Here is a 26,383-nt window from a genome sequence, read left to right on the forward strand (position 1 = left end):
TTTCGATAAATTAATTTATTTAATACCTGTAAAAATTTTTTTTGACCTAAATAAAAATTAAAACTTTAACCAGTGGAAAAATATTCTATCAAGTAGCCATATAGTTAGACCCCCTTCCAGGAAAGCCAACCAATACATCCCATAATCAGAAAATCCCATTTGCTCTTTTACTGTTTTAATTAATTTTTTGTGAGCTTGAATGAGATCTTTCATGAAGAACAAAATTTTTAAACCTGCTGATTTTCTTTTATTAAGAATCCCTTACCGTAACAAGATAAACAGGTTTTAGTTTCATCTAATGTAATTCTTAGAAAACCTGCTCCATTACATCTAAAGCAATTTACTTTAGAAGTTGAGTAAAGTTTTGACTTAATTTTAGCAGCACGGTTTAAGTAAGAAACAGTTTCTTTACGACCGTTAGCTTGAGCAGCTTTATTTAAAAGCTTTTTATAACTGACTTTTAGTTCTTGGGTATTCATCTTTTAAAAGAAACAAGGGTTCGGATACAGGGAAAATAATTGTTTATATAATTAAAAAAAATAGAAATTTTCCGCTTATATTTCTGATCAGATCTCTTATGGAGATTAGAATAATATAACTAGAATTTGCTTTATATGTTTAGTATCTGGAGTATTCACTTGTATATTTAATATAAATTTTATATTTGACAAATTAAAAATATTTTGGGTAATCATTCAAGAAATCATTGTTTCGTTCTAGAAAGGAATTTTTAAAAATTTTGTTGTTTAAAAAATTTTTTAGCTCTAATGAATCATCCAGCCTTTTTGAGGTTTTTTACTAAAAAATCATTTTCATTAGTAAGAACTTTGAGTTTAGATTTTTCCAACTCTTTCTTGATTTCGGGGTTTAAATCCTTTTTTGTCTCATTTAGATTCATATGAATTGTGCTTAAGATTATTTAAAAGACAGTTGAGATCATAGTGATCCCAAAAAAAATTTGTGGATAGTTTTTTCTTAAAAGAAGATAATATTTTATTTTGCACATAGAAATTCAAATTTAATCAACATATTGTGGAAAAACCTGTTGAAAAACGCTTAAAAAGTGGATAACTCTTCGGGAGCATTATCAAAACAAGCTTTTCTGGAAAAAATTTTAAGTATTAATACTTCATCAAAAAAAATAAAATATAGTTTAAAAAGTAACAAAATCTCTTGTTATAACTATGGGATCATTACTTTTTAAAAAAGATAAATTTTCTATACCAGAAGCTCATGTTGATAAAAAATTCAAAAAGTTTTTTCTGCATGATGTATCAAATTGAAAATTAAAGTGAAGAAAAATCAATCTAAACTTGAAATTTTTAATTTTTGTCATAGCTGATTAAAAATTGTTTAATTCGGTTTTCTCTATGGCAACAATTCCCAAACGCAAGATTAATCAAATAGGTTTGTATGAGTTAAATATTTAAAATGACAGAAGAAAAAAAGGATTCAAAAAAATGTTCTGGAAAGAAAAACATTATGTTTGCCTATGGTTTTGTACAACTTGGTTCTAGTTTCGTATCGGCAATAGCCTTAGCTGCAATCGCTTTTGGATTCTGTTCAGTAAAAAAGGAATCTAAACTTTTTAATAAATGTGTTGCAGAAATAATTGAAGATGGTGGCACCAATTTTGAGGCCGTAAGGTATTGCAATGGGGGCAATTAAACCCCCTCTCAGATTAATTAAATGGATTCAACTTGTGATTTGATTATTGATTCTTTAAAAGAAGAGCCAGTTGGAGAAACTGATCATTTTATTTGGTTCATAACAGATATTGGCATTGTTGCCCTATTTAAAAGAGAGGAAAACTTTGAAACTTATAGTTCGAATGTTGAAATTGAGGCAAATAAAATTGCTTTAGACATAACTAAAGAAGAAAAAGAGTACCTCAAAATAAAAGAGAGACAGCTTTTCTTGTTTTATTCATAATCTAGGATTTAGTTCTTGATTTAGTAAGATGGCTCAAGGTTAAAGGCAGGCTCCATAATATTGTTATCGCTAATTAATTCGTAGGTTAGCTCTTTATTTAGGGCATTTATATAAGATGTATAAAGTTTTCCCCAAACAAATTCAAATTCATCTTTACTTAAATTCTTGAAAAGAATTTCTCCTTTGAAATAAATGTGATAAGAATCATTCATCATGGAAAATTAATCTTATCCTTTTTAACGCAGTGAGATATGTATGCAGTATTAGGTGCTACTAAAAAGATATTTATATTTGGAATTCAAATACTTTTAGACTATCCTTGTATTCATTTTTTGTTTTTTGAATAATCCGACTGTCTCATCAAGATCCATACACGGCTGAATACTTATATCCATTAACCTTCTCCAGGGATGCCATTGCTTCCAAATTGTCTCAAGAGAATCTGCACTTACTACAGAATGTCCAATCCCATTTTGAACCATAAAAATCCAAGAATGAACCTCATAGTTTTCAGGTCTGTTTTGGGGACCACCTGATTCGTACCAATTAATTAGCATTTCTGCCCCTTCTTCTTGATCCTCGCCATCTGTAAATTCGTAGGAAATCAAATACCTTTGCATATAGATATTATTCAAATCTCTAAACTATTTTAACTCTAGATTTAGATATTGCCTCCCAATTTAATTAATGCTATGAAGCTTATAGAAGAGATTATTTTAAATGACCGAAAGATTTGGGAAAATTAAAAAGAATATTTTGACTAATTTATCTTTTATAAATAAGACAATTTTGAAGTATTTCCAAAACCATGATCTGTTTGTATAGCTCCAGTTAACAGATAAAATTTGATACTTTTTAAAATTCCTGAAATTAGTTAACATATTTGTACTATATAGATACCGATGATAAATAAAAAGGATAGTGGTGATCCAGTTGATAATTTAGAGTACGAAAAAGTTCTAGAGGAAGAAATAATTAATTCATACGAAAGTAAATTTCAGAAAGATCCTGGACCAGACAAAAAAAAGACTAAATTTTACAGACTTAAAAGAACTCCATTAGAAATACTAAATAGGACTTTTTTCTTTTTCTTTATTGGAAGTTTTCTTTTCTCTTTGTTTTTAGCTTATTCAGAAAGTAAGTTATGGTTCATACTTTATGTAATAAGTGCATTGTCATGTGTTTTCTATACTCCTAATAGAAAAGCACTTAAAGAATTAATAGCAGCTTGGCCAAATATAGAGGATCTCATTAAAGGAAGGAGTTTGTGGAGAAAAGGCAAGTAAATAGATTATGAAACCTTTAAATGCATTTAAAAAGTGGTTATTAAATATTCTTGTGCCATACATTGAGGGAACCAACAAGAAAAAAGAGGATAAAAAATGAGTTTAATAAAGGTCGGGATTATAGTTGAAATTTTTTTGTTTGTGGGAGTTTTTTTATGGGTTAAGGAACTAAATAGTAAACAAAATAGGCAACCATCTCTATCAAAAAAAATAATAAAAAATCTCAAATTTTAGAATTTTGATCACAAAATAAGGAATCTTTAATAAAGAGATCAAATTTATGGGAAAATTCTTTACTTTTTCCTCTCACTTTGTGTATGAAATCGGTTAGAACATCTACATCGTTATTAAAAAATATGGTTTCCTCCATCCAAGGTCTTGCTCCAATAACTAATCCATTAAATAGTGTCTTAGTGGAAAAGAAGCTAATAAATGTTGATCAAAAGTTTATTCAACTTGTTTCTCTGGCAGAAGGGTTACCTCGTACAGAAGTTATTGAAAGTGGTAGAAATTATTGGAGGGGTGTTTGTAGAAGCTTAATTTTTAGATTTCCAGATGACCTCGAAATTTTAAAGCTTGATGTGAGAAGTTATGTAGATAGATCTAAAGGAATTATTCAGATAAGATCTGCAGCAAGATTAGGGCAATCAGATTTAGGCGTTAATCTAAGAAGAGTGGAATACTTGTTTAATCAATTGGAGAAATTTTAATTAATCTGTTTTTTATAGATTTAAGGTTCTTTTTACTAAATAGTTGTGCTTTAATTCATAAGAATATTTGAATTGCCATGGTAAAGATAATTTTAGTTGGAATTATTGTCGCGCTTGTATATTCTCAACCGGACCTTCGTCTTACGGTCGCTGATTGGTTAAAAGCAGCTTCTGATTTTCTTATTGAATCGGTACAAGTAAAACCTTGAATTAATTTTTAATGAAGCATTAAATAAGACCTGAGACAGTAATCATTTGTTTAATGCATAGAGCTACGAAAATAAATATTATTATTCTGCTTAATATATATTTCACTTAAACAAATAAATAGTTTTAGGAACATAATAGAAAATTTTTTTGAAATTTTTGAATAGTTAACGATAATAAGGGATATGAAGCTTAGATTATTTGAGTTCTATTTTATTAAAGACTATTTAAGGCCTTGGTTTGGTCTTATTTATTCTTTATTCTTTTTGTTTTTTTTAGGTGCAATTGGCTACCGAATAACAGAGGGATGGGAATGGAGTGATTGCTTATGGATGGTTCTGATCACTATAACCACTATTGGTTTTGGAGAAGTTCAACCTTTAAGTCCTGAAGGCAGGATAGTAACTGTTTTAGTAATCGTTGGCGGATTGATCTTTATTCAATTTACCTTTCAAAAAGCTGTTAGATTATTCGAATCCGGCTATTTTCAAAGAGTAAACGAATTACGTTTTAAAAGACTTCTTAGAAAAATGGAAAATCATGTAATTTTGTGCGGATATGGGAGGGTTGGTCAGGAAATATCTAACCAAATAAAGACGCAAAATATTCCAATTATTGTTGTTGAGAGCGACGAAGATAGAAAAAAGATTGCTGAAGAAAATGGTTTAGAAGTTCTTTGTGCTGATGCAACTCTTGATGAGACGTTAAAACTGGCAGGATTAGAAAAATGCAAAAGTTTGGTCGTTACCCTACCTAATGATGCTGCAAATTTATATGTGGTTTTAAGTGCTAAAGGGATAAGAGGTTCTATAAGAGTAATTGCAAGAGCTGGAACTGAAGAAGCTGCAAGTAAGTTGAGATTAGCTGGTGCAAGTATAGTTGTAAGTCCTTATATTGCTGCAGGAAGAGCAATGGCTTCAATGGCTTTAAGACCAATCGCGATTGACTTTCTTGATCTGCTTGCAGGAAGTGAATGTGAGATTGAAGAATTTGAATTAAGTAATGATATTAGTCTTTTTGAAACAGCAGAGAAAAGATCACTCTCTGAACTTGGAATAGGGAAAAAGAGCGGTGCAAAAATATTGGCTATCAAAGAAAATGAAAAATTGTTCACTAATCCTGGAGGTAACTTTATACTTCAGCCAGGTCAGGTATTAATAGCATTTGGTAGTAAAGAACAACTAAATATTTTGAACGGATTATTAGGAAATCTTGTAGTAGCAGTAGAGCTATTGAAATAGATATATCAAGAATAATTTGATATATAAATCTTTCAATTTTTAAATTTCTTTAAGGCTATCAATTAACTTTACAATTAATAAACTTATTTCTCATTACTCAGTGGGCATTTTCAAAAAAACCCTTATTTTCTCTTCTGCAATTTCATTAATACTTTCTCCATCTGCAATAGCATCAAAAAGATTGAGCGGAGCAGGTGCTACATTTCCCTCGAAAATTTATACTAGGTGGTTTTTTGACTTAGCCAAATCTGGTGGACCAAGGGTTAACTACCAAGCAGTTGGTTCGGGCTCTGGAAGAAAAGCTTTTATAGACCAAACCGTAAACTTTGGTGCATCAGATGATCCTATGAAAGATTCTGATATAGAGAAAGTTAGTAGAGGACTTGTTCAAATACCTATGGTTGGTGGGACTATTGCTTTTGGTTATAACTATGATTGCGATTTGAAACTTACTCAAGAACAAGCAGTACGAGTTGCAATGGGTATGGTTAAAAACTGGAAAGAATTAGGCTGTAAATCAGGAAAGTTAACTTGGACACATCGTTCTGATGGTTCAGGAACTACTAAGGCTTTCACAAACTCTATGGAAGAATTTTCACCAACATGGACTTTAGGAACTGGTAAATCAGTTAAGTGGCCAGCAGGCGTTGGGGCAAAAGGTAATTCTGGTGTTGCAGGTGTAATTCAAAACACTCCAGGTGCAATTGGTTATGTTAACCAGTCTTATATAAAAGGTAATGTTAAAGCTGCTGCACTTCAAAATTATTCAGGGGAATTTCTAAAACCATCTGCAGAAGCAGGAGCTAAGGCTCTTAATGGTATTACTTTAGATGAAAATCTTGCGGGTAAAAATCCTAATCCAACAGCAAAAGGAGCGTACCCTATAGCTTCATTGACATGGATACTTGCTTACGAAAAAGGTAATGGTAGAAACACTAAAGCAATCAAACAAGCCTTTAATACATTGTTAAGTGATGAGTATCAAGATAAGGCTTCATCCCTTGGATTTATCCCCTTAAAAGGGAATATCCTTTTGAAATCAAGAGCTGCCGTTGAAAAAATAGGTAGTTAAAAATTTTAATAGATGTCAAATTATCATGACTTTCATATACCTTTAAGTCCTCTTAAAGTCTTTTACAGCATTTAGTAGTAGATTTATAGAGATATTCCTTTTTTAATGGAAGAGAAATTAACTCTTTTCAAGAATCGTAAAAGATTCGGTATCGAAAAAAATATAGATATTATCTTCAAGAATACTGCCCTAGTCTTGTCTAGTTTCGTAGCAATAATACTTTTAGGAATAATTTTAGTAGTCTTTTTTCAGTCATTTGAATCTTTTTCAAGGTATGGCTTGAAGTTTTTAGTAACCTCTGAATGGAATCCAGTAAAAGATGAATACGGAGCTTTTACTGCGATATATGGCACATTAGTAACTTCATTTCTTTCGTTATTAATAACTATCCCTTTGGGCGTTGGAACTGCAATATTTATTACCGAAGACTTTGTCCCGAAAGTTGTAAGAGAAATAATAGGTTCCTTTGTCGAATTATTAGCAGCTATTCCATCAGTTGTATTGGGACTTTGGGCAATATTTGTTATGGAACCTTTTTTTAGAGCCTTTTTTGTCTTTTTACATAATTTCTTTGGTTGGATACCTTTATTCAGTACAGAACCTACAGGTAGGAATTCTTTGTTAGCAATAATGATTTTAGTAGTTATGCTTTTGCCTATAGTGACCTCCATTGCAAGAGATTCTCTTAATCAAGTACCTAAAAAGTTAAGAAATGCAGCTTATGGAATTGGAGCAAGTAGATGGAAAACAATATTTTCAGTAATTTTGCCGGCAGCATTATCAGGAATTATGGCAGGTGTTCTATTGGCTTTAGGCAGAGCAATGGGTGAAACCATGGCTGTCACAATGATTATTGGAAATTCGAATGCATTTAGTTGGTCTCTATTATCCCCCGGTTATACCATTTCTTCCATGCTCGCGAACCAGTTTGGTGAGGCTGATGGAAGTCAGGTTTCATCACTATTTTATGCGGCTTTTGTACTTATGATCCTTTCTTTGGTAGTAAATATCTTTGCGCAGTGGCTAGTTAAGAAATTTAGTCTCAAATATTAGATAATTATGAATTCACTCTATTACCAGAAAAGATTATCAAGAAATATAGGAGATAAATTCTTTACTTCTTTATCAGTAATTTGCGCATTGATCGCAGTACTCCCTTTGATTTTTCTGGTGACTTATATTCTCATCAAAGGTGGATCCCAAATTACACCAGAACTATTTACTTTAGAACCAAATCCCCCTGGAGATGATTTAGATGCAGGTGGTATTAATCCTGCATTGATCGGGACATTAATAATTACAACCATTGCTTCAATTATTGCTATACCAGTAGGTGTCGGAGGAGGCATATATCTAGCGGAATATTCTAAAGGCGGTGCTTTTTCAAGATTTATTAGATTTGGAGTTAATGTTCTGGCGGGAGTCCCTTCAATTATTGCTGGAGTATTTATTTATGCCTTAATTGTTTCAACAAAAATTTTGTTTGGAAGTATGTATAGCGGTTTGGCAGGAGGTATGGCTCTTTCAATATTGATGTTGCCTACAGTTATAAAAACTACTGATGAAGGTTTAAAGTTGGTTCCTAATGAATTGCGATATGCGTCTCTTGGAGTTGGAGCAAGTATGTATACAACTATATTGAAAGTTACTTTGCCCTCTGCCTTTAGGTCTATTGCTACTGGCGTTGTACTTGGAATCGCAAGAGCTGCAGGTGAAACAGCACCTTTGATATTTACGGCTTTATTCTCTTACTACTACATAACAGGCTTTGGGGACTTGTTTTATGAGATGGGTTCCTTGGCTGTATTGATATATAACTTTGCCCTTGAACCTTATGATGCTCAAAATAAATTAGCATGGGCAGCTTCCTTTATTCTTGTTTTGTCGATACTATCAGTAAATATATTTTCAAGGATATTGGCCGCTTTTACAGAGAAAACTAAGAGAGTATAAATGATTAAAACTAATAAAAAAATACCAAAGAATATCATTTTGTCCCTTGAGAATGTTTCTATTAGCTATGGAACTTTTGAAGCTGTAAGAAATGTTTTTTGTAACTTTAAAAAAGGAAATATAACTTCTCTTATTGGCCCTTCAGGTTGTGGTAAATCAACGGTTCTGAGATCTTTAAACAGAATGAACGATTTAATCCCTAATTGTTCACTTAAAGGAACAGTGCTATTTGATGGAACTAATATTTACGATAAAAGAGTAGATCCAGTTGAAGTAAGAAGAAGAATTGGAATGGTTTTTCAGCAACCAAATCCTTTCCCGAAATCTATCTATGAAAATATTGCATTTGGGGCAAGAATTAATGGCTTTACTGGAGATATGGATGAATTAGTGGAAAGTTCACTTAGAAAAGCTGCCTTGTGGGACGAATGTAAGGACAAATTAAATGACAGTGGTTACTCTTTATCTGGCGGACAACAACAAAGACTATGTATAGCAAGAACCATCGCAATTGAACCTGAAATAATTCTCATGGATGAGCCATGTTCTGCATTAGATCCAATCTCTACTTTGAAAATAGAAGAGACTATGCATGAACTAAAGAAGAATTGCACAATAATAATCGTTACTCATAATATGCAACAGGCGTTAAGAGTTAGTGATATGACTGCATTTTTTAATGCTATTGAATATGAAGATGGTGATGGAGGGAAAGTAGGTTATCTTGCAGAATTTAATTCTACTAAGAAAATTTTTAATTCTCCCAAAGAAAAAACCACTCAGGAATACATCTCAGGTAAATTTGGTTGATGTTAAATTTTTACCTTTGAAAGAAAAATTTTTACCTTTAAGAAAGGCGAGGGGTAGACAAACAGTATAAATACCTATATAGTTATTTCGAATTAGTAAGTTTATCTTTGAAAAACTACCCTTTTCTACCATTTTTGATTTTTGCAGGTGCTCTCATAACAACTGCAACAATAGGTTTGCCTGTATTTACTTCGTAATTTAAGAGTATTTCTATTTCAGGTCATCTTATGGTTGCATTAATAAATAAAGAATTAATTGGAAGTCCTCATAAAACCTTAATAAAAGGAAATTTATTTGACTTTATAAAAAAAAGAGAGAATATGAATCTGTGTGGGAGTGAAAAATCTGTATTAAAACCATTTTTCAGAGTGGGTAATTTCTAATTTATTTATCATGGATAAAACTAAAGAACAGTTAGAAAAATTAAGAGAAGTAGCAGAAGCATCTCTTACAAAAACCGATGAACTTCAAAAAGTTCTTGCTCAAATAGAAGCTTTAATGTCTAGAGAAGAATCACAAACATTATCAAAGAAGAAATAATTACTTAAAAAATAATTTTAGTTTTTGTACTTTTAATTACACCTCTACAACTACACTGTAGTTATTAATTAGGTATGCAGAACCCGTTCCAAAGTTTTCTGTTAGGTCTCGAGGTCTTACCTTCTTTAAGTAAAAGACCTCTTTAATTTTTCGTATTGATTATATTTTTATTGACTTTTTATTTAGTTGATTACTTTATAGATTTCTTTCAAGCAGACATTTACATCGAAAGATTCAGTATTTACAACCTCTAATCCTGTTTTTTCTGTAACTTCAACAGTTGCATTGCATTCGTCTTGTTTAAGAGCCATATAGCTTGGCTTTACGTCTTCTATATCTAATTCAACACTTGATTCAGTATCTTCCTTATATTGCTCCATTACTAATGTAAGTGCCTCTATCTCAACGGAAAAATTATCATTTGCTTTTGCCCCAAATGAAATTACAAGAAATGGAAATAAAATCAAGGCTATTAATTTTTTCATTTCTATAAAATGTGTTTATTTTTTTTATAACGTGGATTGTCTGCTAAGGAAAGGGTCATTAGCTTTATAAATTTTTTATTATATATTTTTACTAGTAGAAAATAAATTTATAAAAATAAATTAATTGATAAAAAAACTAAACGAGACTTTTAAGTATAAATTGGTATATCTAAATGAAAAATTTAAGTCACTTCAATAGGATTTTTTTAATATTTTATTTCAATAATTTCGTCTTCAGAAACAATTGCCCATTTTTTAAATGATTTTTTGCAGGGATATCCTCCTGTTAAGTCTCCAAATGCAGGAAGATATAAAACATTTTTATTTAAATCCATTGCAAAGCACCTAAAAGATAATTTATCGCCATTGTTTTTTAAATAGATTTTTGGATGATAATGTCCACAAATATTCAAAGTTTTATTATCGCCTAACTCAACTGGTTCATGACTAAAAGTAATATTTTTGGTTTTTCTAATATCAACAATTTTTATATTTTTAATATCACAACCTACATCATGATTTCCTAGGACGAGTTCAACGTTAGTTTTTAGTAGTTCAGGAAGATCCTCAACTTTTTTTTGAAGAGTTTTATCTATTGAATATTTGCTGTGGAATAAATCTCCCAATATTATTAACTTTTCAGGACTATATTTTTTTACTATTTTTTTTATTCTTGCGAAATTGTTTTTATCTGAATTATTAGTAAGAGGTATACCATTCTGCTGAAAAAATTCAGCTTTCCCAAGATGAATATCGCATATTAACAATTCTTTTGTTTCTGGTAGAAATAAAGCTCTTGAAGGAAGCATCTCTAACAATGTATCTTCCCAACTAAATTTAAAAGAACTTTTATTCATTTAATCACTATATTTTTTTATAAGTTTTTCTACTCTTTTTTCTATTGATTCATTGCTTAAAGTATTTTTAAGTCTTTCAACTAATAAAGGGAATGCAAAAGGAGTTGGAGTTTTTATCTCGTTTAGTAGCATTTTTAAATTTTTTAATCTTTCTAATGATCTAGATATTCTTTTATTTTCTAATTGATATTCTTTAACTTCTTGATGCGATTGTTTTATCAAAAGATGGTCTTCTTCATATTTAGTAAAGACTTCGTAGAAAAGACTTGAACTTATTTGAAGTTGGGAAGAAGTTTTTGTTTTGGTTGGATTATTTTGATTTACTAATCCACTTATTTGGGCAATATTTTTAAATCTACGTTTTGTTAATTCTGAAAAATTAATTGCATTTTCTAGATCTTCTTCTAATTTTTTGTTATTCAAAAAGTAATCAGCTTCTTTTTTTATTATTGAAAAATCATAATCTTCTGCAGTAGTTAAGCTAAATCCAAAATCATTAGCAGTGATACTAAATGTAGATTGTTTTAATTTTGCCAATCTCAAAGCCCATAAAAATGCAATTCCTTCATTTACAAATTTGCCATCAAGTGTAAAAACAAAAAGATTTGATAAATCCTTGGTTTTATATATTTCTATAAGGAATTCATCTTTCTTTGGAATATTTGAAAGAACTTTTTGTTTCTTCAATATTGGGCGTAATGAATTGAGTTCAGGATTTAAGTAATCATAATTTTCTATTTCGTTGCATATATCTATTTCTTTTCTCAAACTCTCACAAAGTAGATCAGAAATTGCCATTTGACCTCCAACCCATGCAGGAATTAGAGAACTTTTTTTTGTTGATTTTTTAACGTATAAAATCATATCTCTGATTCTTATAAATTGAAGCATTTTACCAGCAAAGTAAAAGGTATCTCCAGGATTTAATTTTGAGGCAAAATTCTCTTCTAAATTTCCCAAGGATTTCCCTTTCATATATTTAACATTCACAAATTTGTCACTAGTAATTGTCCCAATATTGAACTTATGCATTCTTATTAAAGATTTGTCTTTTACAAAATATTTAAAGTTTTCATTATTATTTTGTGATTCTTCTTTAACTATCTTTTTATATTTTGGGTATGCTTTAAGACATTTTCCTCCATACTCTAAAAAGTCAAGACACCAATTCCAATCATGATCATTTAAGTTTCTATAACTCCAACAACTTTTAATTCTTTCTTTCTCAATTCTCGGATCAAAGCCATTTCCGCATGCCAAACTTATTAGATGTTGAAGAAGCACATCATAAGATAATTCAGGAAGTCTAATTTCCTCAGATATACCACTTTTTATTATTCTTCTCATTGCACTGATCTCTAATAACTCTAAAGAATTAGTAGGCATAAAAATTATTTTTGATTTTCCTCCAGGTCTATGAGCACTTCTTCCCGCTCTTTGGATCAGTCTAGCTAAATTCTTTGCACTCCCAATTTGAACTATTTGATCTACGGGTTGGAAGTCAACTCCCAAATCTAACGAGCTGGTGCAGACTACCCATTTTATTAATCCGTCTTTAACCCCTTCTTCAACTCTTTTTCTATCTTCTTTATCCAGGGAACCGTGATGAAGTGCAATTTTGTCTTCCATCTCTGGGAGAAGAAATTTTAAACATTGATACCATCTTTCAGATTGATTTCTCGTATTGGTGAATAATAAGGTGCTTTTATTTTTATCTAGGATTTTTAATAGTGAAGAATGACTTCTAATCCCAAGATGTCCACTCCATGGAAAGGTAGTTTCCTCCTCTGGTAAAACACTTATAATTTCGATCTCTTTTTGAATATTTGTACTTATAATTTTGGGTTTAATAGCGCTCATCCCAACTATTGCTCTTGCTGCTTCTTCAATATTTCCAATAGTTGCAGACATTGCCCAAATTTGTAAATTTTTTATATTACCTCTTAGCCAACTTAAAGATAACTCGCACTGGTTTCCTCTTTTACTACCCATCAATTCATGCCATTCGTCAATAATTATTGATGACAACTCCTTGAACAGATTATTAGATTCTTTATTAGAAAGTAAAAGAGATAAAGACTCTGGAGTGGTAATAAGAATATTAGGTGGTTTAGCTAGTTGCTTTTTCTTTTCATATGGGGTTGTATCGCCGTTCCTAATTTCAACAGTGATTTCTTTATTAAAATGCAAAGCTGCTAATTGTATAGAATTTTTTAGATCTCTACTTAGTGCTTTTAAAGGGGTTATTAACAATATATTCACACTTTTATTATTTTTGGGATCTTCTATCTTTGATAGAGGGCCCATTAATGCAGCATAAGTTTTACCGCATCCAGTAGGAACTTGTATTATGCCACTCTTTCCATTTAAAAATGCTTCCCAAGATTCGATCTGATAGGGTAGTGGCTCCCATCCATTTGTGGAGAAAAACTGTTTAATTTTAGAAATTAAATTATTTTGCTTACTCTTTTTCGTAATATTTTTCATGATATTTTCTTCATTAGTTCATAAGCATTCTCAATGCTATCTGCATCATTAATTTTTTTATCTTTTCTCCATTTTGTTATCCTTGGAAATCTTACTGCTATACCTGACTTATGACGATTTGAAATTTGTATTTTCTCAAAAGATATTTCGAATACCATTTCTGGTTTTAACGATCGAACAGGACCAAATTTTTCTATTGTATTTTTTCTTATCCATTTATCTAGCTCTTTAATCTCAATATTCGTTAAACCAGAGTATGCACTTGCAAATTTAATTAATTCTTTGTCTTTCCATAATGCAAAACTGTAATCTGTATACAGACCAGCCCTTCTACCGCTACCGCCCTTAGCGTAAATTAGAACAGCATCCAGTTGCATAGGATCAACTTTATATTTCCACCAAAAACCTTTCTTTCTACCTGAGGAGTATATAGAAGTCTTTTTCTTAATTATTAATCCTTCAGTATTATTTTCTCGAGATTTTTCTTTATAAGTTAAAGCATCAGGCCAATCTTTAGGAAAGATTAAATCACATATTTTGAAAATATCAGAGATATTATTCTCAGATTTAATTTGCCATTTTGAAAAATATTTTTCTAACTCAATTCTTCTATTCTCTAATTTGATTTCTCTTATATCTCTCCCATTAATCTCTAAAAGATCATAAGCAATAAAAATAATTGGATATTTTATTTGGATTGATCTAGTAGGAGACTTTCTATTTATCCTTTTTTGAAGTAAAGAAAAATCAAAGGCAATTTGTTCTTTAAAATTCCAAACTAATAATTCCCCATCAAGAACAAAATCATCTTTTATATATGACATTTTCTCTACTAATTCTGGGAAAGATTCATTTACTAATTCTTGCCCTCTTGTCCATAACGAAACATTGCCTGATCTTTTAATTAATTGCATTCTTATACCGTCGTATTTCCATTCAAATTGAAAATCATTTATTGAATTTTTGAAGATTTTATCTTCAATAGTATTTGCTAGAAGAAATGGAAATGGTTTGGAATTTAACTCTTGAAGATTGATATTCTTGTTAATTAAAAATTCATATGAATCAATTGAAGGTTTAAAATCACCCATCAACCTATGAGAAATAATCTCTTCCTCAATATTAATTAGTTTTGATATTGATTTTGTTATTAATCCGATAGAGACTCCTACTCTAAAAGTTCCTGTAAGAATTTTATTAAAAATTAGATGGTTATCTTCAGGTAATGTTTCCCAAAGATTTTTAATTTCTAAATTTTTCTCTTCCTCATTAAGTTTTGATAATGCAGGTATTGTTTCGCTTAGTAATTCATTGAGACTTATATTTGATAATTTCTTTTTTCTAGAATTAGTTTTGTTTTTAAGTAATAACGTTATTACCTCAGCAGAATCTCCAACTTTTAAATAACATGTATCAATTAACCATTGAGGATATTCATATATTTGAGAAAAAAGATTTTTTAAATATCTTCCACTAATAAATCTCTTATTACTTTTTCCAGTTAGTAAATATATTGCCCATGAATTATCTATTGCATCATTAGATAAAAAATAATTCTTTAAAACTTCAATTTTATTATTTGTACTATTAATTGAATCTAGATCGCCAAATAATTCTGAAAACTTTTTTAAGCTCATATTTATTTACCGAATAAAAGTACATTTATTGATTCCTTTTCAACCAAATATTTACTTAAGGCTTCACTATCTCCATGATGAAAAAATACATTTTTTGCTTCAGACTTTTTTACTACTTCCAGAATTCCATCCCAATCAGCATGATCAGAGATTGCGAATCCTTTATCATATCCTGATCTTTTTCTTAGAGCTCTTATTGACATCCATCCACTCGCGAAAGCTGTTTGAATATTTTTTAAATTTTTCAAATAAGAACCCTTACTTAAAGATGGCGGTAATAATATAAGACTTCCTTTAAGTTCATCAATTTTTTTTTTATTTTCAATTTTTATAGTATCTTTAATATCAATTCCAAGTTCCCTATAACTTTTGTTCATTTTGTGAATACTGGCATGGGAATAAATATTGCCTTTAAAATTTGTTTGACTAATTTCGTTTAACAATCTCTGAGCTTTTCCAAGTGAATAGCAGAAAAGTAAAGAAGTTTTTTCTGGTGTATTAGTTATCCATTTTGAAATATCATTTGCTATTTTATTTGATTCATCCCACTTAAATATTGGCAAACCAAAGGTACATTCGCTTATTAAATAATCAGTTTTTACTATTTCATATTGTTTGCAAGTCTGATCTTTTTGAAGTTTAAAGTCACCTGAAATTAGCCATTTTTCTTCAGCAAAAATAAACCTTATTTGACTAGATCCAAGGATGTGACCGGATGGATGAAAAGAAATATTAATGCCATTTATCTTAAATTCTTCTGCATATTCAAAAGTCTTGATTTTGATATTATCTCCAACTCTTTCTTTAAGAAGAATGGCAGTTTCCTTAGTAGAAATGTATTCTTCACAGCCAAATGTAAAGTGATCAAAATGAGCATGAGTTATTAATGCCTTTTTTACTGGCTTGCTTGGATCAATCCAAATATCAGCAAGTTCACAATAAAGATTTCCATCTTTATATCTAATTAAATATTCTTGTTTAGTTCTCAAAACTACATCTCTTACAATGAAGTTAATTTAGCTAATTATGACCATGCTTGTTTTGATAAAGCTATGGCTGAAATTGTTAGTAAAGCAATAACTACAAATTTATTACTCCAACTAATCATGAACGAACTAATCTTGTTGAAAGAAACTCTATTAGATGGCTCAATCTTTTTTTTATTCATAATATGATGATTTTCATTATTTTCTAAGTAATTTAAATTTTTAATCTCATTTATTAATTTAGTTTCGCAAGTTGAGAGTTTTTCTACTTGATTTAATAATTCAATATCTTCCGCTCTTAATAAAGAATTTAATTCTTTAATTTGGTTTTCGTTTTTCATAAGAAATTCATTAACTATCTCATCTGTCCCTAACCCTTTCTTTATATTTAAGAGAATATCATCTCTTTCCCAGGATTTTTCTAGTGAATTTAAAATTTTGCTTATGCTCATTTTAAGTATTTTTACTTATGATAATTTATTATTTTTTTCTTCTGTGGCTTATTCCTTTAAGTAATTAAAAAAAATTATTTTTATTTAAGATTTACGAATAAGTCTGTTAGCAAAATATTTTATCTTTACCTTTTCTGCAATTTTTTTAGAACTACTTTTACTTTTAACTTTATTTAAATTGATCACTTCATCTGACACATTTTTGCCCGTTTCAAAATAACTTTTAATTTTTTCTAATTCTTCTTTATTTAATCTTTTTGTCGCACCTTTTGCATTGATTCCAAGTTTCTTGCAGGCTAATAAAACTCTATTACTTTCGACATTAAGGTCTTTGGCAATTGTAAAAATGGGAGTGTTGATAGACATTATTTCCTTAGCTATGGAATTTATTATTAATATTATATTTATAAATCGGAAATTAAAAATATTTTAACTATTATTAATTTCAATAATTTTTTGTTTAATTAGGCTACTTCATCTTCGAAATTATTTAAATCATTAAACTTTTTCTTCATGGTTGGGTTATTTCTAGTTAATTTTTTTACTGTCAAATCTTGAGATTTGCTGTCAGCAGATAAAAGATGTTTTTTTGAGAGAACTAAAGCCTCCTTAGTTTTTTGTAAATGAGTTATTGATTTATCAATTTCTGAAATTGCATCATTAAATCTATCTTGGGCAAGAGAAACATTTTTACCAACTGCATTTTTGAATTGCTCAAGAGTACTTTCAAAATTAGTTATATCAAAATTCTCACGTTTCATTAAATCAATTTGTGATTTGTATTTTAAGGTTTCCATAGATGCATTTCTTAACAGAGAAATAATGGGTAAGAAAAATTGAGGTCTTATGACAAACATTTTTGGGAATCTATGAGAAACATCTACTATGCCAGCATTATATAGTTCACTATCTGGTTCTAATAGAGAAACGAGTACTGCATATTCACAAGATTTTTGCCTTCTATCTTTATCTAATTCTTTTAAAAAATCTTCGTTTTTTCTTTTATTAGTTCCATTTAAACTTTCATTCTTCATCTCGAACATTATTGATACAACTTCAGTTTTATTTTCATCAAATTCTCTAAATATATAGTCCCCTTTACTTCCAGAAGTGGCATCATTATCCTTTTCGAAATATGAGTTTTTAAACGCAGAGGCACGATTCAGATTAAATTGGGTTTCGCAATGGATTTCTAATGTTTCTCCTATCATCTTTGTAGATAATCTGGATTTCATTTCTCTTAACTCCTGAATAGTCAAGTCCCTTTCACTAATTTTGCTTTTAAACTTTTCTTCAATTAATTTTTCATTAATTGAATGTTCAAGCCTCATCTTTTCAATGGAATTTGTTAATGATGAGTTTTCTTTTTCTAAATTATTAACAGCTTCACTAACTTTATTTTTTAAGGATAATTCTGAAATTAAAGACTGATTTTTAATTTCATCCTTTAACTTGATTAATTCATTATTCAGTGAATTAATTTTATTTGTTGCTTGATTTTTTAAATCATTAAGAGCATTTGTTTTCTTTTCTTCAGCTATTTTTAATTTAGATTCAAGAGTTTGGATTTCGGACTCTTTAATACGATTTTGCTCTATTAACTGTATTTTTAACTCTCGTTTTAAAATTTCCAAAGCTTTTTTATTATCTTCTTCAGCTAGAGTAAGTCTTTCTTTTATTTGTTTGTTAAACTCCTCGTCTTTTATCTGAAGAAGTATTTCTTCAAAGCTGCTGGGATCAATCCGGAAAGTTTTGCCGCATGAAGGACATTTAATATCTTTCATTTTTTAATTACAAAATTAATATTAGAAAGGATTTAATATTCGAATTATGTAAAAAGAATATTATTCTTGACTAAGAATAAACAATGAACCAATATTATGCATTAAAAAATAAAGTAATTACTCAATAAAAGTTATATTAATCCTGATTCCTTAAGAATGTTTATTTTATTTGCTAATTCTATATCTGCAGAAGATATTGATCGGTCTAAAGTTTTGTGAGATGAAACTGTGTAACCACTGTCATCAACAAATTCGTCTTCCCCATCTTTTAAGTGGGCATTTTCATTTCGGAGATCTTTAAAATTATCCGACTTGAATTTATTTGACTTGCTGATATTACTATATCCAAAATTCGCAATTCCTCTGGCATCTAATGCTTCCTCAACTAATATTCCAACTACTTTAGATCTACTTATAGATTCGCTCTTGGATATTTCATCAATAATTTCAAGTACTCTTTTTCTAGGAAGATATCCTATCCTTTTAACTTTATTTTCCATAAGTTTTTACATATGTCAATATTGTAACACTTCTGTCAAATCAACTCAAATTTTGATTAATAGTACTTTTTTATAAATTTAAATAGTAGGATTAAAGTATAATTTCACAGAACACTCATTGAAAGTTATTTCTCAAATAATCATGGGGGATAGTTTAAAATGCTTCTTCTAGTTACTTTTTCAGTTTGGTTCTGATTTGTGAAATTTTCTAAATTTAAATTCCAAATATTATGAGAGATAAACTATATGATAATGCTGATAGCTTTGCGATGTCATTTGATGAGGAATGGGAAAATGTTGATTGTGATGATATACCATTAAAGATAGATAAGGTATTAGAACTTTTATCAGATCACCCTTTTTTAATATCTAATCCTAAAAATGCTAGAAAAATGGCAGAATTTAGGGTATTTTCATTAAAAAAATTTCAATAATTATTTTTAAATTTTTTAAAAGAAATTTTAATTACTTAAGATTTAAATAGTTGGGGAATTAAAAAATCCCTTACTGTATAAAAATATTATTATGCCAATAATTGGACCTATCCCAAAAACAAAAAGTACTAATTTTGCAGAATTTTTTGTTTGACCTAATTTTTGATCTTTTAAATTTGAATTAGTTTGTTTTTTTTTAGATTTTTTCTTTTTCATGAGGGATATATTACTACAAATTGACTTTAAAAGATTTTGATATGTTATTGGGTTTGAAAAAAATTTTTCAAATTGACAAAACTTGTATGGGAGTCAAAAAAGATCGTATTGTATAATGTAAAGAACATAAAGGAAATATGAGTGCAACTAAGAGAGAGGAAGTTTGTTCTCACCTTAGATATATAAGGTTAGAACTTAGAGAGATGCATCAAATGCTCATCAAAGAAGATTTGTTGCCAGATCTTAATGAAGCAAAGGAAGTACTCGCTCAGCTTGATGCTTTATTGGATTTATTATCAGAAAAAAAAGTAACCAAGATAAAAAGCCAATTTTGAGATCTTTCAGTTTAATAAATGTATTAAAGATAATTTGTAGCTGATTCTATTTTTTTTCTATTGTCGTGCATCTGTTCTAATTTATTGTAAATTTCTTTAATTTGGATTTGTATTAGATCGGTCGAATGTATATTACTTAACGCATCTAATGTTGAAAGAAGGCTTTCTTTAGCTTCAATTAAATGTCTACATTCTTTACTGCCTGCTTCGTAGGACATAGGATTATTATAAAGAAAACTATTATCTTAAATATATTAAAAATTCTTCCGTATTGCTTGATACTCTTATTAAATCAACGCTTATTATTGTAATTTTCAATACAGAATAAGAAATTATTTTTACTAAGATTCAATAAAAACAAATGAAAGAAAACTCCAACGATTATAAATTCTGTATTAGCATGGCACTAGATAATGCAAAAAAAAGAATTAATTTATTAGATAATTTTGATAAGAAGTGTGTTCTAGAAGAATATAAAGAATGGATTAATGATGGTTTAAATAAGCATACGGTTTTACTACTAAGAGATGATCCGATCATCTAGGAAAGATGTGAAAATATTTTTTAATTCTTTGTACTAGAAGTAACCCTAAATAAAAAATAAAGACTTAAGATAAAAATTACTGACAGAATAAAAGTTAATGATGAAAAACTACCCATATCTATATTAATTAAAAAATTTCTTTAACTATAGCAGTTAAGTTAAATAAGTCCCGCATTCAGTTTTCTTTGAAAAGTGAAAGAATAAATTTATTCAAACTTTCTTTTTCTAAAAATATTTTTTTCTTCTTATAGGTCTTTAATTTCTTAAAAATTAAATCAACTAAGTGTTCTGATTTTGGAGTCATATATTAAATTTATTTTTCCAATAAATAAATTTTCTCTTCACCTATTTTATCTGGCTTTGTTATTTTACATCCTTTGTCTTTTTCCATATTGCAATCTTTTGTGGCAGGAACAGATTTCCAGGTACAAATTTTTTCTTGGGATTCTTCTTTTAAAATATTCCATCCATCATCTAAGTATTCTGAAATACCATCCTCTCCACAAGAAAACTTTATTTCCATTCTTTTCTTTTCTGAGTTAGGATTATCCTCAATATTTTTTTCCAAGTTATTTGTAGGATACTCTTTATTAGTGGATGTCCTACAAGAAATTAAGAAAATTGCGATTAGAATTAACACAGGAACTTGTTTTATTATTTTCATTTTTTTAACTTTTGATGATTGTATTATTTAAATTATAATTTATTTTGATTCTATTAATTTTAATAGTTTATCCATTTTATCCATCAAGTCTTTTACATCCCCTGGCTTCGGTAATATTAATTCTTCCGTAACTTGTAAATGCATTTTCTTTAAGTTTTGCCTCAAATCTTTTAAATGGATTTTTACGTTTTCTTTCTTTTGTTTTATATCAGTCATAGGAAAAAAATTTAATCTTTATTAAACTTAAAGTTACTATCATAATATTGAGATGCTTATTTATAGAGAATAATTCAAAATTTAATTTTTTAAATTTTCTATTTCGTAGATTTCTTCGCCACCATAACAAAAATTTGTAGATAACATTTTTATTTCTCTATTATTAATTCCGATTGTGTTTTTATTTTTAATAATATAATTTTTAGCAATCGCTTCACAATCTAATTTATTTTTTGCATGTTTAATAACTGGATAAAAATATGCCAATGTAGTAATTACAAACAAAAATATTATTATTGATTTTTTTTCATTTTTAATTAATTCTTTAGATGTTTTTTTGGCCTGTAATATTTTTATTAGTAATTTATCTGGTAATCCTATTTGAACAAATAATAACTCTACCCACCATGGAAGCTCCTTATCTTTCTTTTTCTTTAAGTTTGAGGAAGTATTCATTTTCTTGGCTTCATAGTTTTGGTTTTTCAATTCTTTAGGATTAGTTGTTTCTTTTTTATTCATATCATCCAATGATTTATTTGGAATGTAGAGGTTTTATTTTGATTTGGAAACTATATCTTTATTTTATAAGTTTTAATTTAATTTATCTATGAATTTGAGTATTGTTAATCTGTATTTAGAAATTTTAAATGGCAAAACAAAGAAGGAAGTTAAATAAAGATTTTGAGAGAAAAATATATTCATCAAAAAAAAATGTCGAATTAGTACTGGCAAAAATCTATGATATCGATGATGAAGACATACAAAAAGAATATATGAGCGCCTTTAACAAAGTTGTTTACTTATATGATGAATTAAAAGAAGATTACGATCGAAAAGGATTTTCTGATAATTCTGAAGAACTTCTCAAAAGCTATAAAAATGCATTTAATCTTTTCGAATCAGAATTTGAAATTTAAATTCAATTCCTAATTACCGTTTGTAAGGGGTTACAGGTATTTCAATTCGCTTTCCTTTTTGAAGATCAGATCTTCTCTCTTGTAAATTTTTGATACATAAAGATACTCTTTTCTCCTTTGCGCAAAATCTTTTTATTTTGTAATCAGTAAGTGATAATGATTTATTACTAAATGAAAAAAAGGCCAATAAAAACATAAAAAAATTTAATAAGAATTTCATTCGTTCTTCCCTAACTATTTTCCAATACACTTTAATTTAATTACTTTTTATTATAAAGATCTATGATTTCTTTTAATTCATCTTTACTTAACTCTGTTGAAATAAAAACTTCTTGAGCTGTATTACCCTTTCTTGCGATTGCTTTATATCCGTTTATAGTTTTAACTGACAATCTTATTATCAATTTAGAGGATCTTCCTCTGGCTCTTGAAATAACAGCTGGAGTTATTGTCTTGATATTATTTTCCAGTGCTAATTTTTGAAGTATTGGAATTAGACCTTCTAAATTTGTACTATGATTTAATACTAACCTTCCCAATTTAGTTTTATTATAATTCTATTGGGAAAATTTTGTTTCTGAGAAATTAACTTTAGCTTTAAAATGATTAAAAATTTTGAAGTTCTGTTATATTTATAAAAACGATTAAATTCTAATGATCTTTCAAATAGGCTGGGCAGCATTGGCTGCTATTTTTACTTTTTCAATTGCCATGGTTGTTTGGGGAAGAAATGGCGACGGATCTATTGATATATGATTTCATTTTTAACTTATGAAGTCTATTTAAGTAAATTTCTTATATTAACATCGTTTGTTTTGCTCATATTCATAACATTAGCTGTAATTTATATATCTTATGTCTCTTGGAAAGATAAAAGAAGATTAAAAAAATAGTTATTATTTTTTTTGGTTTTTATTCTTGTCCTTAATTCTGAGCTCTTCAATTAATTCTTTTGCTTGTTCCATTTTTGATATGCTGCTTTTGTAGATTCCAATATCTTTTTCTGCTTTATTAGCAGATAAGCTTAACTTCTCAAAAATATCAGAGGTCATCTTATTTTTATCTGATTCATTTTTCTCTTTGAAATCTTGGGAGTTTGAAATTAATGTATATATCCCTAAGTTCAAGATCCTTGAAGGATAAAGTTTAGAATTATTTTTCTCTACTAATAATTTTAAAATATCTTTAGATGTTTTATCCACTAATTCTTTTTGAGACTTTTTAGATATTTCATTAATTTCCTTCGCTTCAAAATTTGTAGAACTGCATAAGGATTCAAAAAGTAGATCCAAGTGTTTTTCAGGTTGATATCCTTTCATTAATTCTTTGAATGTTTCGGTGAGGCCGACACAAAAGAGATAATCCAGCGTAAATTCATTTTGATGGTTCAAAAGATTAAGTTCGACAAGCATTTCATCAACTATTCTTTTGTATAAACCGGGAATGACGTAAGGAAATTTTTCATGAAATAACTTTTTGCTATCTGAAACAGTCAATTTTTCTTTCAATTTTTTATATGTAAACCTTAATAAGGTTAGCGTATGTTGACTCAATATCGTTAATATCTAATAAACAGATAAATATTATTATGATCCCTTTAGTTTTAGAAGAATCGGGCGGTAGTGAAAGAGTCTTTGATATTTATTCGAGACTATTAAGAGAGAGAATAATCTTTTTAGGTGAACAAGTTACTAGTGAAACTGCTAATAGAATTGTTGCTCAATTATTGTTCCTCGAGGCAGAGGATCCAGATAAGGACATTTATATGTACATAAATTCACCTGGCGGATCAGTATATGATGGATTGGGTATCTTTGACACAATGCAACATGTAAAGCCTGACATACATACAGTTTGTGTTGGTCTAGCAGCTAGTATGGGTGCATTTTTGCTCGCGGCAGGTACTAAAGGTAAAAGAAGCAGCCTTAGACATTCAAGAATAATGATTCATCAACCACTTGGAGGTGCTAGAGGGCAAGCAAGTGATATAAGAATTCAAGCAGATGAAATTTTGTTCTTAAAAGAACGACTAAATACTGAATTATCAGAAAGAACTGGAAAGGATTATGACACTATCAAAGAAGATACTGATAGAGATTTTTATATGTCCCCAAACGAAGCCGTTGAGTACGGTTTAATTGATCTCGTGTTAGATAAGAAACCAATAAAAGTTTAGCTTAATAATTGAGGTGTTCTGTCTTTCTCAGGAATTTTGGTGAATTTGGAGAGAATACTTACAAATTCATCACCATCTAATGTCTCTTTTTCGATTAATAGGTCAACTATCTTATCCATAGCTTCTCTATTTTTGCTTACTATATCGTAGGTCTCTTTATAACATTCTTTTACCATTATTCTTACACTTTCATCTATTTGTTTAGAAATTGAATCAGAAACTTCACTTCTAGTCATTAAATCTCTACCAACAAATACTTCTTGATTACCACTTTCTAAAGCTATCGGACCTAAATTACTCATTCCAAATCTAGTAACCATTTGGCGAGCCATTGAAGCAACTTGTTGAAAATCACCTCCAGCTCCTGTTGTAATCTCACCTTCTCCAAAAACAACATCTTCAGCAGCTCTTCCACCTAAAGCACCCATTATCCTAGCTTTTAATTGCGCCCTGCTAACAAGGGTTTGTTCGTCATCTGGGGTAAACCAAGTTAATCCTTTAGCTTGACCTCTTGGAATGACGGTCACTTTTTGAACAGGATCATGGGCTTTGACAAGTGAACCTATGAGAGCATGGCCAACTTCATGATAAGCAATTAATCTCTTACTTCTACCATCTGTTAATGGGGAACCTTCCATTCCTGCGACAATCCTATCTACAGAGTCATCAATTTCTGAGATACTTATAGAGTCTTTTCTCCTCCTGGCAGTTAATATAGCAGCCTCATTTAATAAATTTGCTAAATCTGCTCCAGTAAAACCTGGTGTTCTTCTCGCAATGCTTTCAAGCGTTAAATCCTCTTGAAGTTTCTTATTCCTTGCATGAACTTCCAATATTGATAGTCTGCCCTTGATATCAGGTGCATCTACAGTTACCTGCCTATCAAATCTGCCTGGTCTCATTAGCGCTGAGTCTAGAACATCGGGCCTGTTTGTGGCTGCAATTATTATTATGCCACTATTACCTTCGAAACCATCCATTTCAGTAAGTAATTGATTGAGAGTTTGTTCTCTCTCATCATTACCTCCACCAATACCTGCACCTCTTTGCCTTCCGACTGCGTCGATTTCATCAATAAAAATTAAACAGGGACTATTCTCTTTAGCTCTTTTGAAAAGGTCTCTTACTCTACTAGCTCCAACACCAACAAACATTTCAACAAATTCAGAACCTGATAATGAGAAGAATGGAACACCAGCTTCACCTGCAATTGCTTTAGCTAAAAGGGTTTTACCAGTACCAGGAGGTCCTACTAATAGAACCCCTTTGGGAATTCTTGCTCCTACAGAAGTAAATTTTTCTGGTTTTTTCAGAAAAGTAACAACTTCTTGCAAATCCTGTTTAGCTTCATTAACGCCTGCAACATCATCGAATACAACTCCTGTTTCAGCTTCCATTGCAAATCTTGCTTTAGTTTTCCCAAACTGCATTGCTTGTCCAGGCCCCCCAGGCATACCATTTGACCTCCTCGCTAACAAAATTAAACCTCCAATTAAGATAGCCGGGAAGAGTAAATTACCTAAAATTCCTAATGCAGGGGGAGCTGTTTTTATTGGATGAACATCAAAACTAATTCCCTCTTTTTTTAAAATATTTATAAGTTCTGGTGTTAAGCCGGGAAGATCTACACGCAACCTTTGAACTTTATTATCTAAATCCGAATCTATGGTCTCTATAACTGCATTTCTGCCTCCCTCAAAAATATCGACAGATGTAACCCTTCCCGAATTAATGTAATCTAAAAATCTGCCGTAACTAACTCTTGCTACCGCTGAATTTCTTGGCGCAACAGTAGTCCCGTTAGATTTAAGTGAATCAACGTTGCTTGAAGATAAAAATTGGTAGGAAAGTGCTATTACTAAAAGTATAGGTAAAGCCCATAAAATTAATGTTTTAAATTTTTGATTCATTAATTTGGAGAAAGTCAATTCTAGGATTCTAG

38 protein-coding genes are annotated in these 26,383 nt (G+C 29.6%); 16 read left to right on the forward strand and 22 right to left on the reverse strand.

The features are described 5' to 3' along the window. Positions 1-57: 57 nt before the first annotated feature. Both A9601_RS18595 and A9601_RS12800 read right to left on the reverse strand, forming a co-directional pair. The gene (locus A9601_RS18595; protein WP_012007524.1) at positions 58-213 is read right to left on the reverse strand and encodes a hypothetical protein; all 156 of its coding nucleotides are present in this window, start codon (positions 211-213) and stop codon (positions 58-60) included. 14 nt (positions 214-227) lie between these two features. After that, positions 228-479, reverse strand: coding sequence for a hypothetical protein (locus A9601_RS12800; protein WP_011818210.1), 252 nt, complete (start codon positions 477-479; stop codon positions 228-230). A 952-nt stretch (positions 480-1,431) separates the two neighbouring features. Here A9601_RS12800 and A9601_RS12805 point away from each other — a divergent pair. Together A9601_RS12805 and A9601_RS12810 are read left to right on the forward strand one after the other, a co-directional pair. Then, positions 1,432-1,668: a hypothetical protein gene (locus tag A9601_RS12805; RefSeq protein ID WP_011818212.1), complete on the forward strand. Its 237-nt coding sequence runs from the start codon at positions 1,432-1,434 to the stop codon at positions 1,666-1,668. A gap of 21 nt (positions 1,669-1,689) precedes the next feature. Beyond that, positions 1,690-1,932, forward strand: coding sequence for a hypothetical protein (locus A9601_RS12810; RefSeq protein ID WP_011818213.1), 243 nt, complete (start codon positions 1,690-1,692; stop codon positions 1,930-1,932). 20 nt (positions 1,933-1,952) lie between these two features. Here A9601_RS12810 and A9601_RS12815 read toward each other — a convergent pair whose 3' ends face one another. Together A9601_RS12815 and A9601_RS12820 are read right to left on the reverse strand one after the other, a co-directional pair. Beyond that, positions 1,953-2,147, reverse strand: a complete 195-nt coding sequence (locus tag A9601_RS12815) for a hypothetical protein (protein ID WP_011818214.1) — start codon at positions 2,145-2,147, stop codon at positions 1,953-1,955. A gap of 93 nt (positions 2,148-2,240) precedes the next feature. Further along, on the reverse strand, positions 2,241-2,552 hold the full coding sequence (locus tag A9601_RS12820) for a DUF3303 domain-containing protein (protein ID WP_011818215.1): 312 nt from the start codon (positions 2,550-2,552) through the stop codon (positions 2,241-2,243). 282 nt (positions 2,553-2,834) lie between these two features. Between A9601_RS12820 and A9601_RS12825 the strand changes: the two genes are divergently transcribed. The 8 genes from A9601_RS12825 (at position 2,835) to A9601_RS18600 (ending at position 9,751) form a co-directional block, all read left to right on the forward strand. After that, the gene (locus A9601_RS12825) at positions 2,835-3,218 is read left to right on the forward strand and encodes a hypothetical protein (RefSeq protein WP_011818216.1); all 384 of its coding nucleotides are present in this window, start codon (positions 2,835-2,837) and stop codon (positions 3,216-3,218) included. Between the two features lie 356 nt (positions 3,219-3,574). Then, positions 3,575-3,928, forward strand: a complete 354-nt coding sequence (locus tag A9601_RS12830; protein ID WP_025890629.1) for a DUF1499 domain-containing protein — start codon at positions 3,575-3,577, stop codon at positions 3,926-3,928. 392 nt (positions 3,929-4,320) lie between these two features. Next, complete coding sequence (locus tag A9601_RS12835; protein WP_011818221.1) at positions 4,321-5,376, forward strand: potassium channel family protein; 1,056 nt, start codon at positions 4,321-4,323, stop codon at positions 5,374-5,376. Between the two features lie 100 nt (positions 5,377-5,476). Further along, positions 5,477-6,448: a phosphate ABC transporter substrate-binding protein PstS gene (pstS, locus tag A9601_RS12840; RefSeq protein ID WP_011818222.1), complete on the forward strand. Its 972-nt coding sequence runs from the start codon at positions 5,477-5,479 to the stop codon at positions 6,446-6,448. A gap of 105 nt (positions 6,449-6,553) precedes the next feature. After that, positions 6,554-7,501, forward strand: coding sequence for a phosphate ABC transporter permease subunit PstC (gene pstC, locus A9601_RS12845; protein ID WP_011818223.1), 948 nt, complete (start codon positions 6,554-6,556; stop codon positions 7,499-7,501). A gap of 6 nt (positions 7,502-7,507) precedes the next feature. Further along, complete coding sequence (gene pstA / locus A9601_RS12850; RefSeq protein WP_011818224.1) at positions 7,508-8,401, forward strand: phosphate ABC transporter permease PstA; 894 nt, start codon at positions 7,508-7,510, stop codon at positions 8,399-8,401. Then, a complete protein-coding gene (gene pstB, locus A9601_RS12855; protein ID WP_011818225.1) occupies positions 8,402-9,211 on the forward strand; it encodes a phosphate ABC transporter ATP-binding protein PstB in 810 nt (269 codons plus the stop codon). It abuts the gene before it with no gap. 393 nt (positions 9,212-9,604) lie between these two features. Next, positions 9,605-9,751 carry a hypothetical protein gene (locus tag A9601_RS18600; protein ID WP_002808068.1) on the forward strand — a complete coding sequence of 49 codons (147 nt, stop codon included), beginning with the start codon at positions 9,605-9,607 and terminating at the stop codon, positions 9,749-9,751. Between the two features lie 182 nt (positions 9,752-9,933). Here the strand turns inward: A9601_RS18600 and A9601_RS12860 are convergent, their stop codons facing one another. The 9 genes from A9601_RS12860 to A9601_RS12900 all read right to left on the reverse strand — a co-directional run bounded on the left by A9601_RS12860 (position 9,934) and on the right by A9601_RS12900 (position 18,939). Then, complete coding sequence (locus tag A9601_RS12860) at positions 9,934-10,236, reverse strand: hypothetical protein (RefSeq protein ID WP_011818227.1); 303 nt, start codon at positions 10,234-10,236, stop codon at positions 9,934-9,936. Positions 10,237-10,442: 206 nt separating this feature from the next. After that, entirely contained in the window at positions 10,443-11,093 is a 651-nt protein-coding gene (pdeM, locus tag A9601_RS12865) for a ligase-associated DNA damage response endonuclease PdeM (RefSeq protein WP_011818228.1), read from the reverse strand. Further along, positions 11,094-13,580, reverse strand: coding sequence for a ligase-associated DNA damage response DEXH box helicase (locus A9601_RS12870; protein ID WP_011818229.1), 2,487 nt, complete (start codon positions 13,578-13,580; stop codon positions 11,094-11,096). Next, entirely contained in the window at positions 13,577-15,217 is a 1,641-nt protein-coding gene (locus tag A9601_RS12875) for an ATP-dependent DNA ligase (protein WP_011818230.1), read from the reverse strand. The genes A9601_RS12870 and A9601_RS12875 overlap by 4 nt, the downstream gene beginning before the upstream one ends. A gap of 2 nt (positions 15,218-15,219) precedes the next feature. Further along, complete coding sequence (locus A9601_RS12880) at positions 15,220-16,206, reverse strand: ligase-associated DNA damage response exonuclease (RefSeq protein ID WP_011818231.1); 987 nt, start codon at positions 16,204-16,206, stop codon at positions 15,220-15,222. A 35-nt stretch (positions 16,207-16,241) separates the two neighbouring features. After that, positions 16,242-16,655: a hypothetical protein gene (locus tag A9601_RS12885; protein WP_011818232.1), complete on the reverse strand. Its 414-nt coding sequence runs from the start codon at positions 16,653-16,655 to the stop codon at positions 16,242-16,244. A gap of 84 nt (positions 16,656-16,739) precedes the next feature. After that, positions 16,740-17,021: a translation initiation factor IF-2 N-terminal domain-containing protein gene (locus A9601_RS12890; protein ID WP_011818233.1), complete on the reverse strand. Its 282-nt coding sequence runs from the start codon at positions 17,019-17,021 to the stop codon at positions 16,740-16,742. A gap of 98 nt (positions 17,022-17,119) precedes the next feature. Then, positions 17,120-18,439 carry a DUF2130 domain-containing protein gene (locus A9601_RS12895; protein WP_011818234.1) on the reverse strand — a complete coding sequence of 440 codons (1,320 nt, stop codon included), beginning with the start codon at positions 18,437-18,439 and terminating at the stop codon, positions 17,120-17,122. Between the two features lie 131 nt (positions 18,440-18,570). Then, positions 18,571-18,939, reverse strand: a complete 369-nt coding sequence (locus A9601_RS12900) for a hypothetical protein (RefSeq protein WP_011818235.1) — start codon at positions 18,937-18,939, stop codon at positions 18,571-18,573. A 230-nt stretch (positions 18,940-19,169) separates the two neighbouring features. Between A9601_RS12900 and A9601_RS12905 the strand changes: the two genes are divergently transcribed. Then, the gene (locus tag A9601_RS12905) at positions 19,170-19,373 is read left to right on the forward strand and encodes a hypothetical protein (protein WP_011818236.1); all 204 of its coding nucleotides are present in this window, start codon (positions 19,170-19,172) and stop codon (positions 19,371-19,373) included. A gap of 42 nt (positions 19,374-19,415) precedes the next feature. Here the strand turns inward: A9601_RS12905 and A9601_RS18605 are convergent, their stop codons facing one another. Continuing rightward, positions 19,416-19,589 carry a hypothetical protein gene (locus A9601_RS18605; RefSeq protein WP_011818237.1) on the reverse strand — a complete coding sequence of 58 codons (174 nt, stop codon included), beginning with the start codon at positions 19,587-19,589 and terminating at the stop codon, positions 19,416-19,418. Between the two features lie 137 nt (positions 19,590-19,726). Between A9601_RS18605 and A9601_RS12910 the strand changes: the two genes are divergently transcribed. After that, the gene (locus tag A9601_RS12910; RefSeq protein ID WP_011818238.1) at positions 19,727-19,924 is read left to right on the forward strand and encodes a hypothetical protein; all 198 of its coding nucleotides are present in this window, start codon (positions 19,727-19,729) and stop codon (positions 19,922-19,924) included. A gap of 23 nt (positions 19,925-19,947) precedes the next feature. Here A9601_RS12910 and A9601_RS12915 read toward each other — a convergent pair whose 3' ends face one another. Then, positions 19,948-20,142, reverse strand: a complete 195-nt coding sequence (locus tag A9601_RS12915; protein ID WP_011818239.1) for a hypothetical protein — start codon at positions 20,140-20,142, stop codon at positions 19,948-19,950. A gap of 143 nt (positions 20,143-20,285) precedes the next feature. On the opposite strand from A9601_RS12915, the gene A9601_RS12920 reads away from it, so the two are divergent. Beyond that, positions 20,286-20,468, forward strand: a complete 183-nt coding sequence (locus A9601_RS12920) for a hypothetical protein (protein WP_011818240.1) — start codon at positions 20,286-20,288, stop codon at positions 20,466-20,468. A 313-nt stretch (positions 20,469-20,781) separates the two neighbouring features. On the opposite strand, the gene A9601_RS12925 is transcribed toward A9601_RS12920, so the two are convergent. The 3 genes from A9601_RS12925 to A9601_RS12930 all read right to left on the reverse strand — a co-directional run bounded on the left by A9601_RS12925 (position 20,782) and on the right by A9601_RS12930 (position 21,867). After that, positions 20,782-21,132, reverse strand: coding sequence for a hypothetical protein (locus A9601_RS12925; protein WP_011818242.1), 351 nt, complete (start codon positions 21,130-21,132; stop codon positions 20,782-20,784). Between the two features lie 39 nt (positions 21,133-21,171). Further along, on the reverse strand, positions 21,172-21,348 hold the full coding sequence (locus A9601_RS18610; RefSeq protein WP_011818243.1) for a hypothetical protein: 177 nt from the start codon (positions 21,346-21,348) through the stop codon (positions 21,172-21,174). 81 nt (positions 21,349-21,429) lie between these two features. Then, positions 21,430-21,867 (reverse strand): hypothetical protein, encoded by a 438-nt coding sequence (locus A9601_RS12930; protein WP_011818244.1) that lies wholly within the window; start codon positions 21,865-21,867, stop codon positions 21,430-21,432. A gap of 128 nt (positions 21,868-21,995) precedes the next feature. Here A9601_RS12930 and A9601_RS12935 point away from each other — a divergent pair, with 128 nt between their 5' ends. Next, the gene (locus tag A9601_RS12935; protein WP_011818245.1) at positions 21,996-22,265 is read left to right on the forward strand and encodes a hypothetical protein; all 270 of its coding nucleotides are present in this window, start codon (positions 21,996-21,998) and stop codon (positions 22,263-22,265) included. Positions 22,266-22,278: 13 nt separating this feature from the next. Here A9601_RS12935 and A9601_RS12940 read toward each other — a convergent pair whose 3' ends face one another. Together A9601_RS12940 and A9601_RS12945 are read right to left on the reverse strand one after the other, a co-directional pair. Continuing rightward, positions 22,279-22,485, reverse strand: a complete 207-nt coding sequence (locus A9601_RS12940; RefSeq protein WP_041484525.1) for a hypothetical protein — start codon at positions 22,483-22,485, stop codon at positions 22,279-22,281. A gap of 40 nt (positions 22,486-22,525) precedes the next feature. Next, a complete protein-coding gene (locus A9601_RS12945) occupies positions 22,526-22,804 on the reverse strand; it encodes a DUF2103 domain-containing protein (protein ID WP_011818247.1) in 279 nt (92 codons plus the stop codon). 115 nt (positions 22,805-22,919) lie between these two features. Here A9601_RS12945 and petN point away from each other — a divergent pair, with 115 nt between their 5' ends. Continuing rightward, positions 22,920-23,021, forward strand: coding sequence for a cytochrome b6-f complex subunit PetN (petN, locus tag A9601_RS12950; RefSeq protein ID WP_011376303.1), 102 nt, complete (start codon positions 22,920-22,922; stop codon positions 23,019-23,021). Positions 23,022-23,161: 140 nt separating this feature from the next. Here the strand turns inward: petN and psb29 are convergent, their stop codons facing one another. Further along, the gene (gene psb29 / locus A9601_RS12955) at positions 23,162-23,818 is read right to left on the reverse strand and encodes a photosystem II biogenesis protein Psp29 (protein ID WP_011818248.1); all 657 of its coding nucleotides are present in this window, start codon (positions 23,816-23,818) and stop codon (positions 23,162-23,164) included. Positions 23,819-23,850: 32 nt separating this feature from the next. On the opposite strand from psb29, the gene clpP reads away from it, so the two are divergent. After that, positions 23,851-24,441 carry an ATP-dependent Clp endopeptidase proteolytic subunit ClpP gene (gene clpP / locus A9601_RS12960; RefSeq protein WP_263890449.1) on the forward strand — a complete coding sequence of 197 codons (591 nt, stop codon included), beginning with the start codon at positions 23,851-23,853 and terminating at the stop codon, positions 24,439-24,441. Here the strand turns inward: clpP and ftsH are convergent. Further along, positions 24,438-26,351, reverse strand: a complete 1,914-nt coding sequence (ftsH, locus tag A9601_RS12965; RefSeq protein ID WP_011818250.1) for an ATP-dependent zinc metalloprotease FtsH — start codon at positions 26,349-26,351, stop codon at positions 24,438-24,440. The two genes, clpP and ftsH, sit on opposite strands and share 4 nt — an antisense overlap. Positions 26,352-26,383 lie beyond the last annotated feature (32 nt).

This window comes from Prochlorococcus marinus str. AS9601 (assembly GCF_000015645.1).
GTDB classification, from domain to species: domain Bacteria; phylum Cyanobacteriota; class Cyanobacteriia; order PCC-6307; family Cyanobiaceae; genus Prochlorococcus_A; species Prochlorococcus_A marinus_O.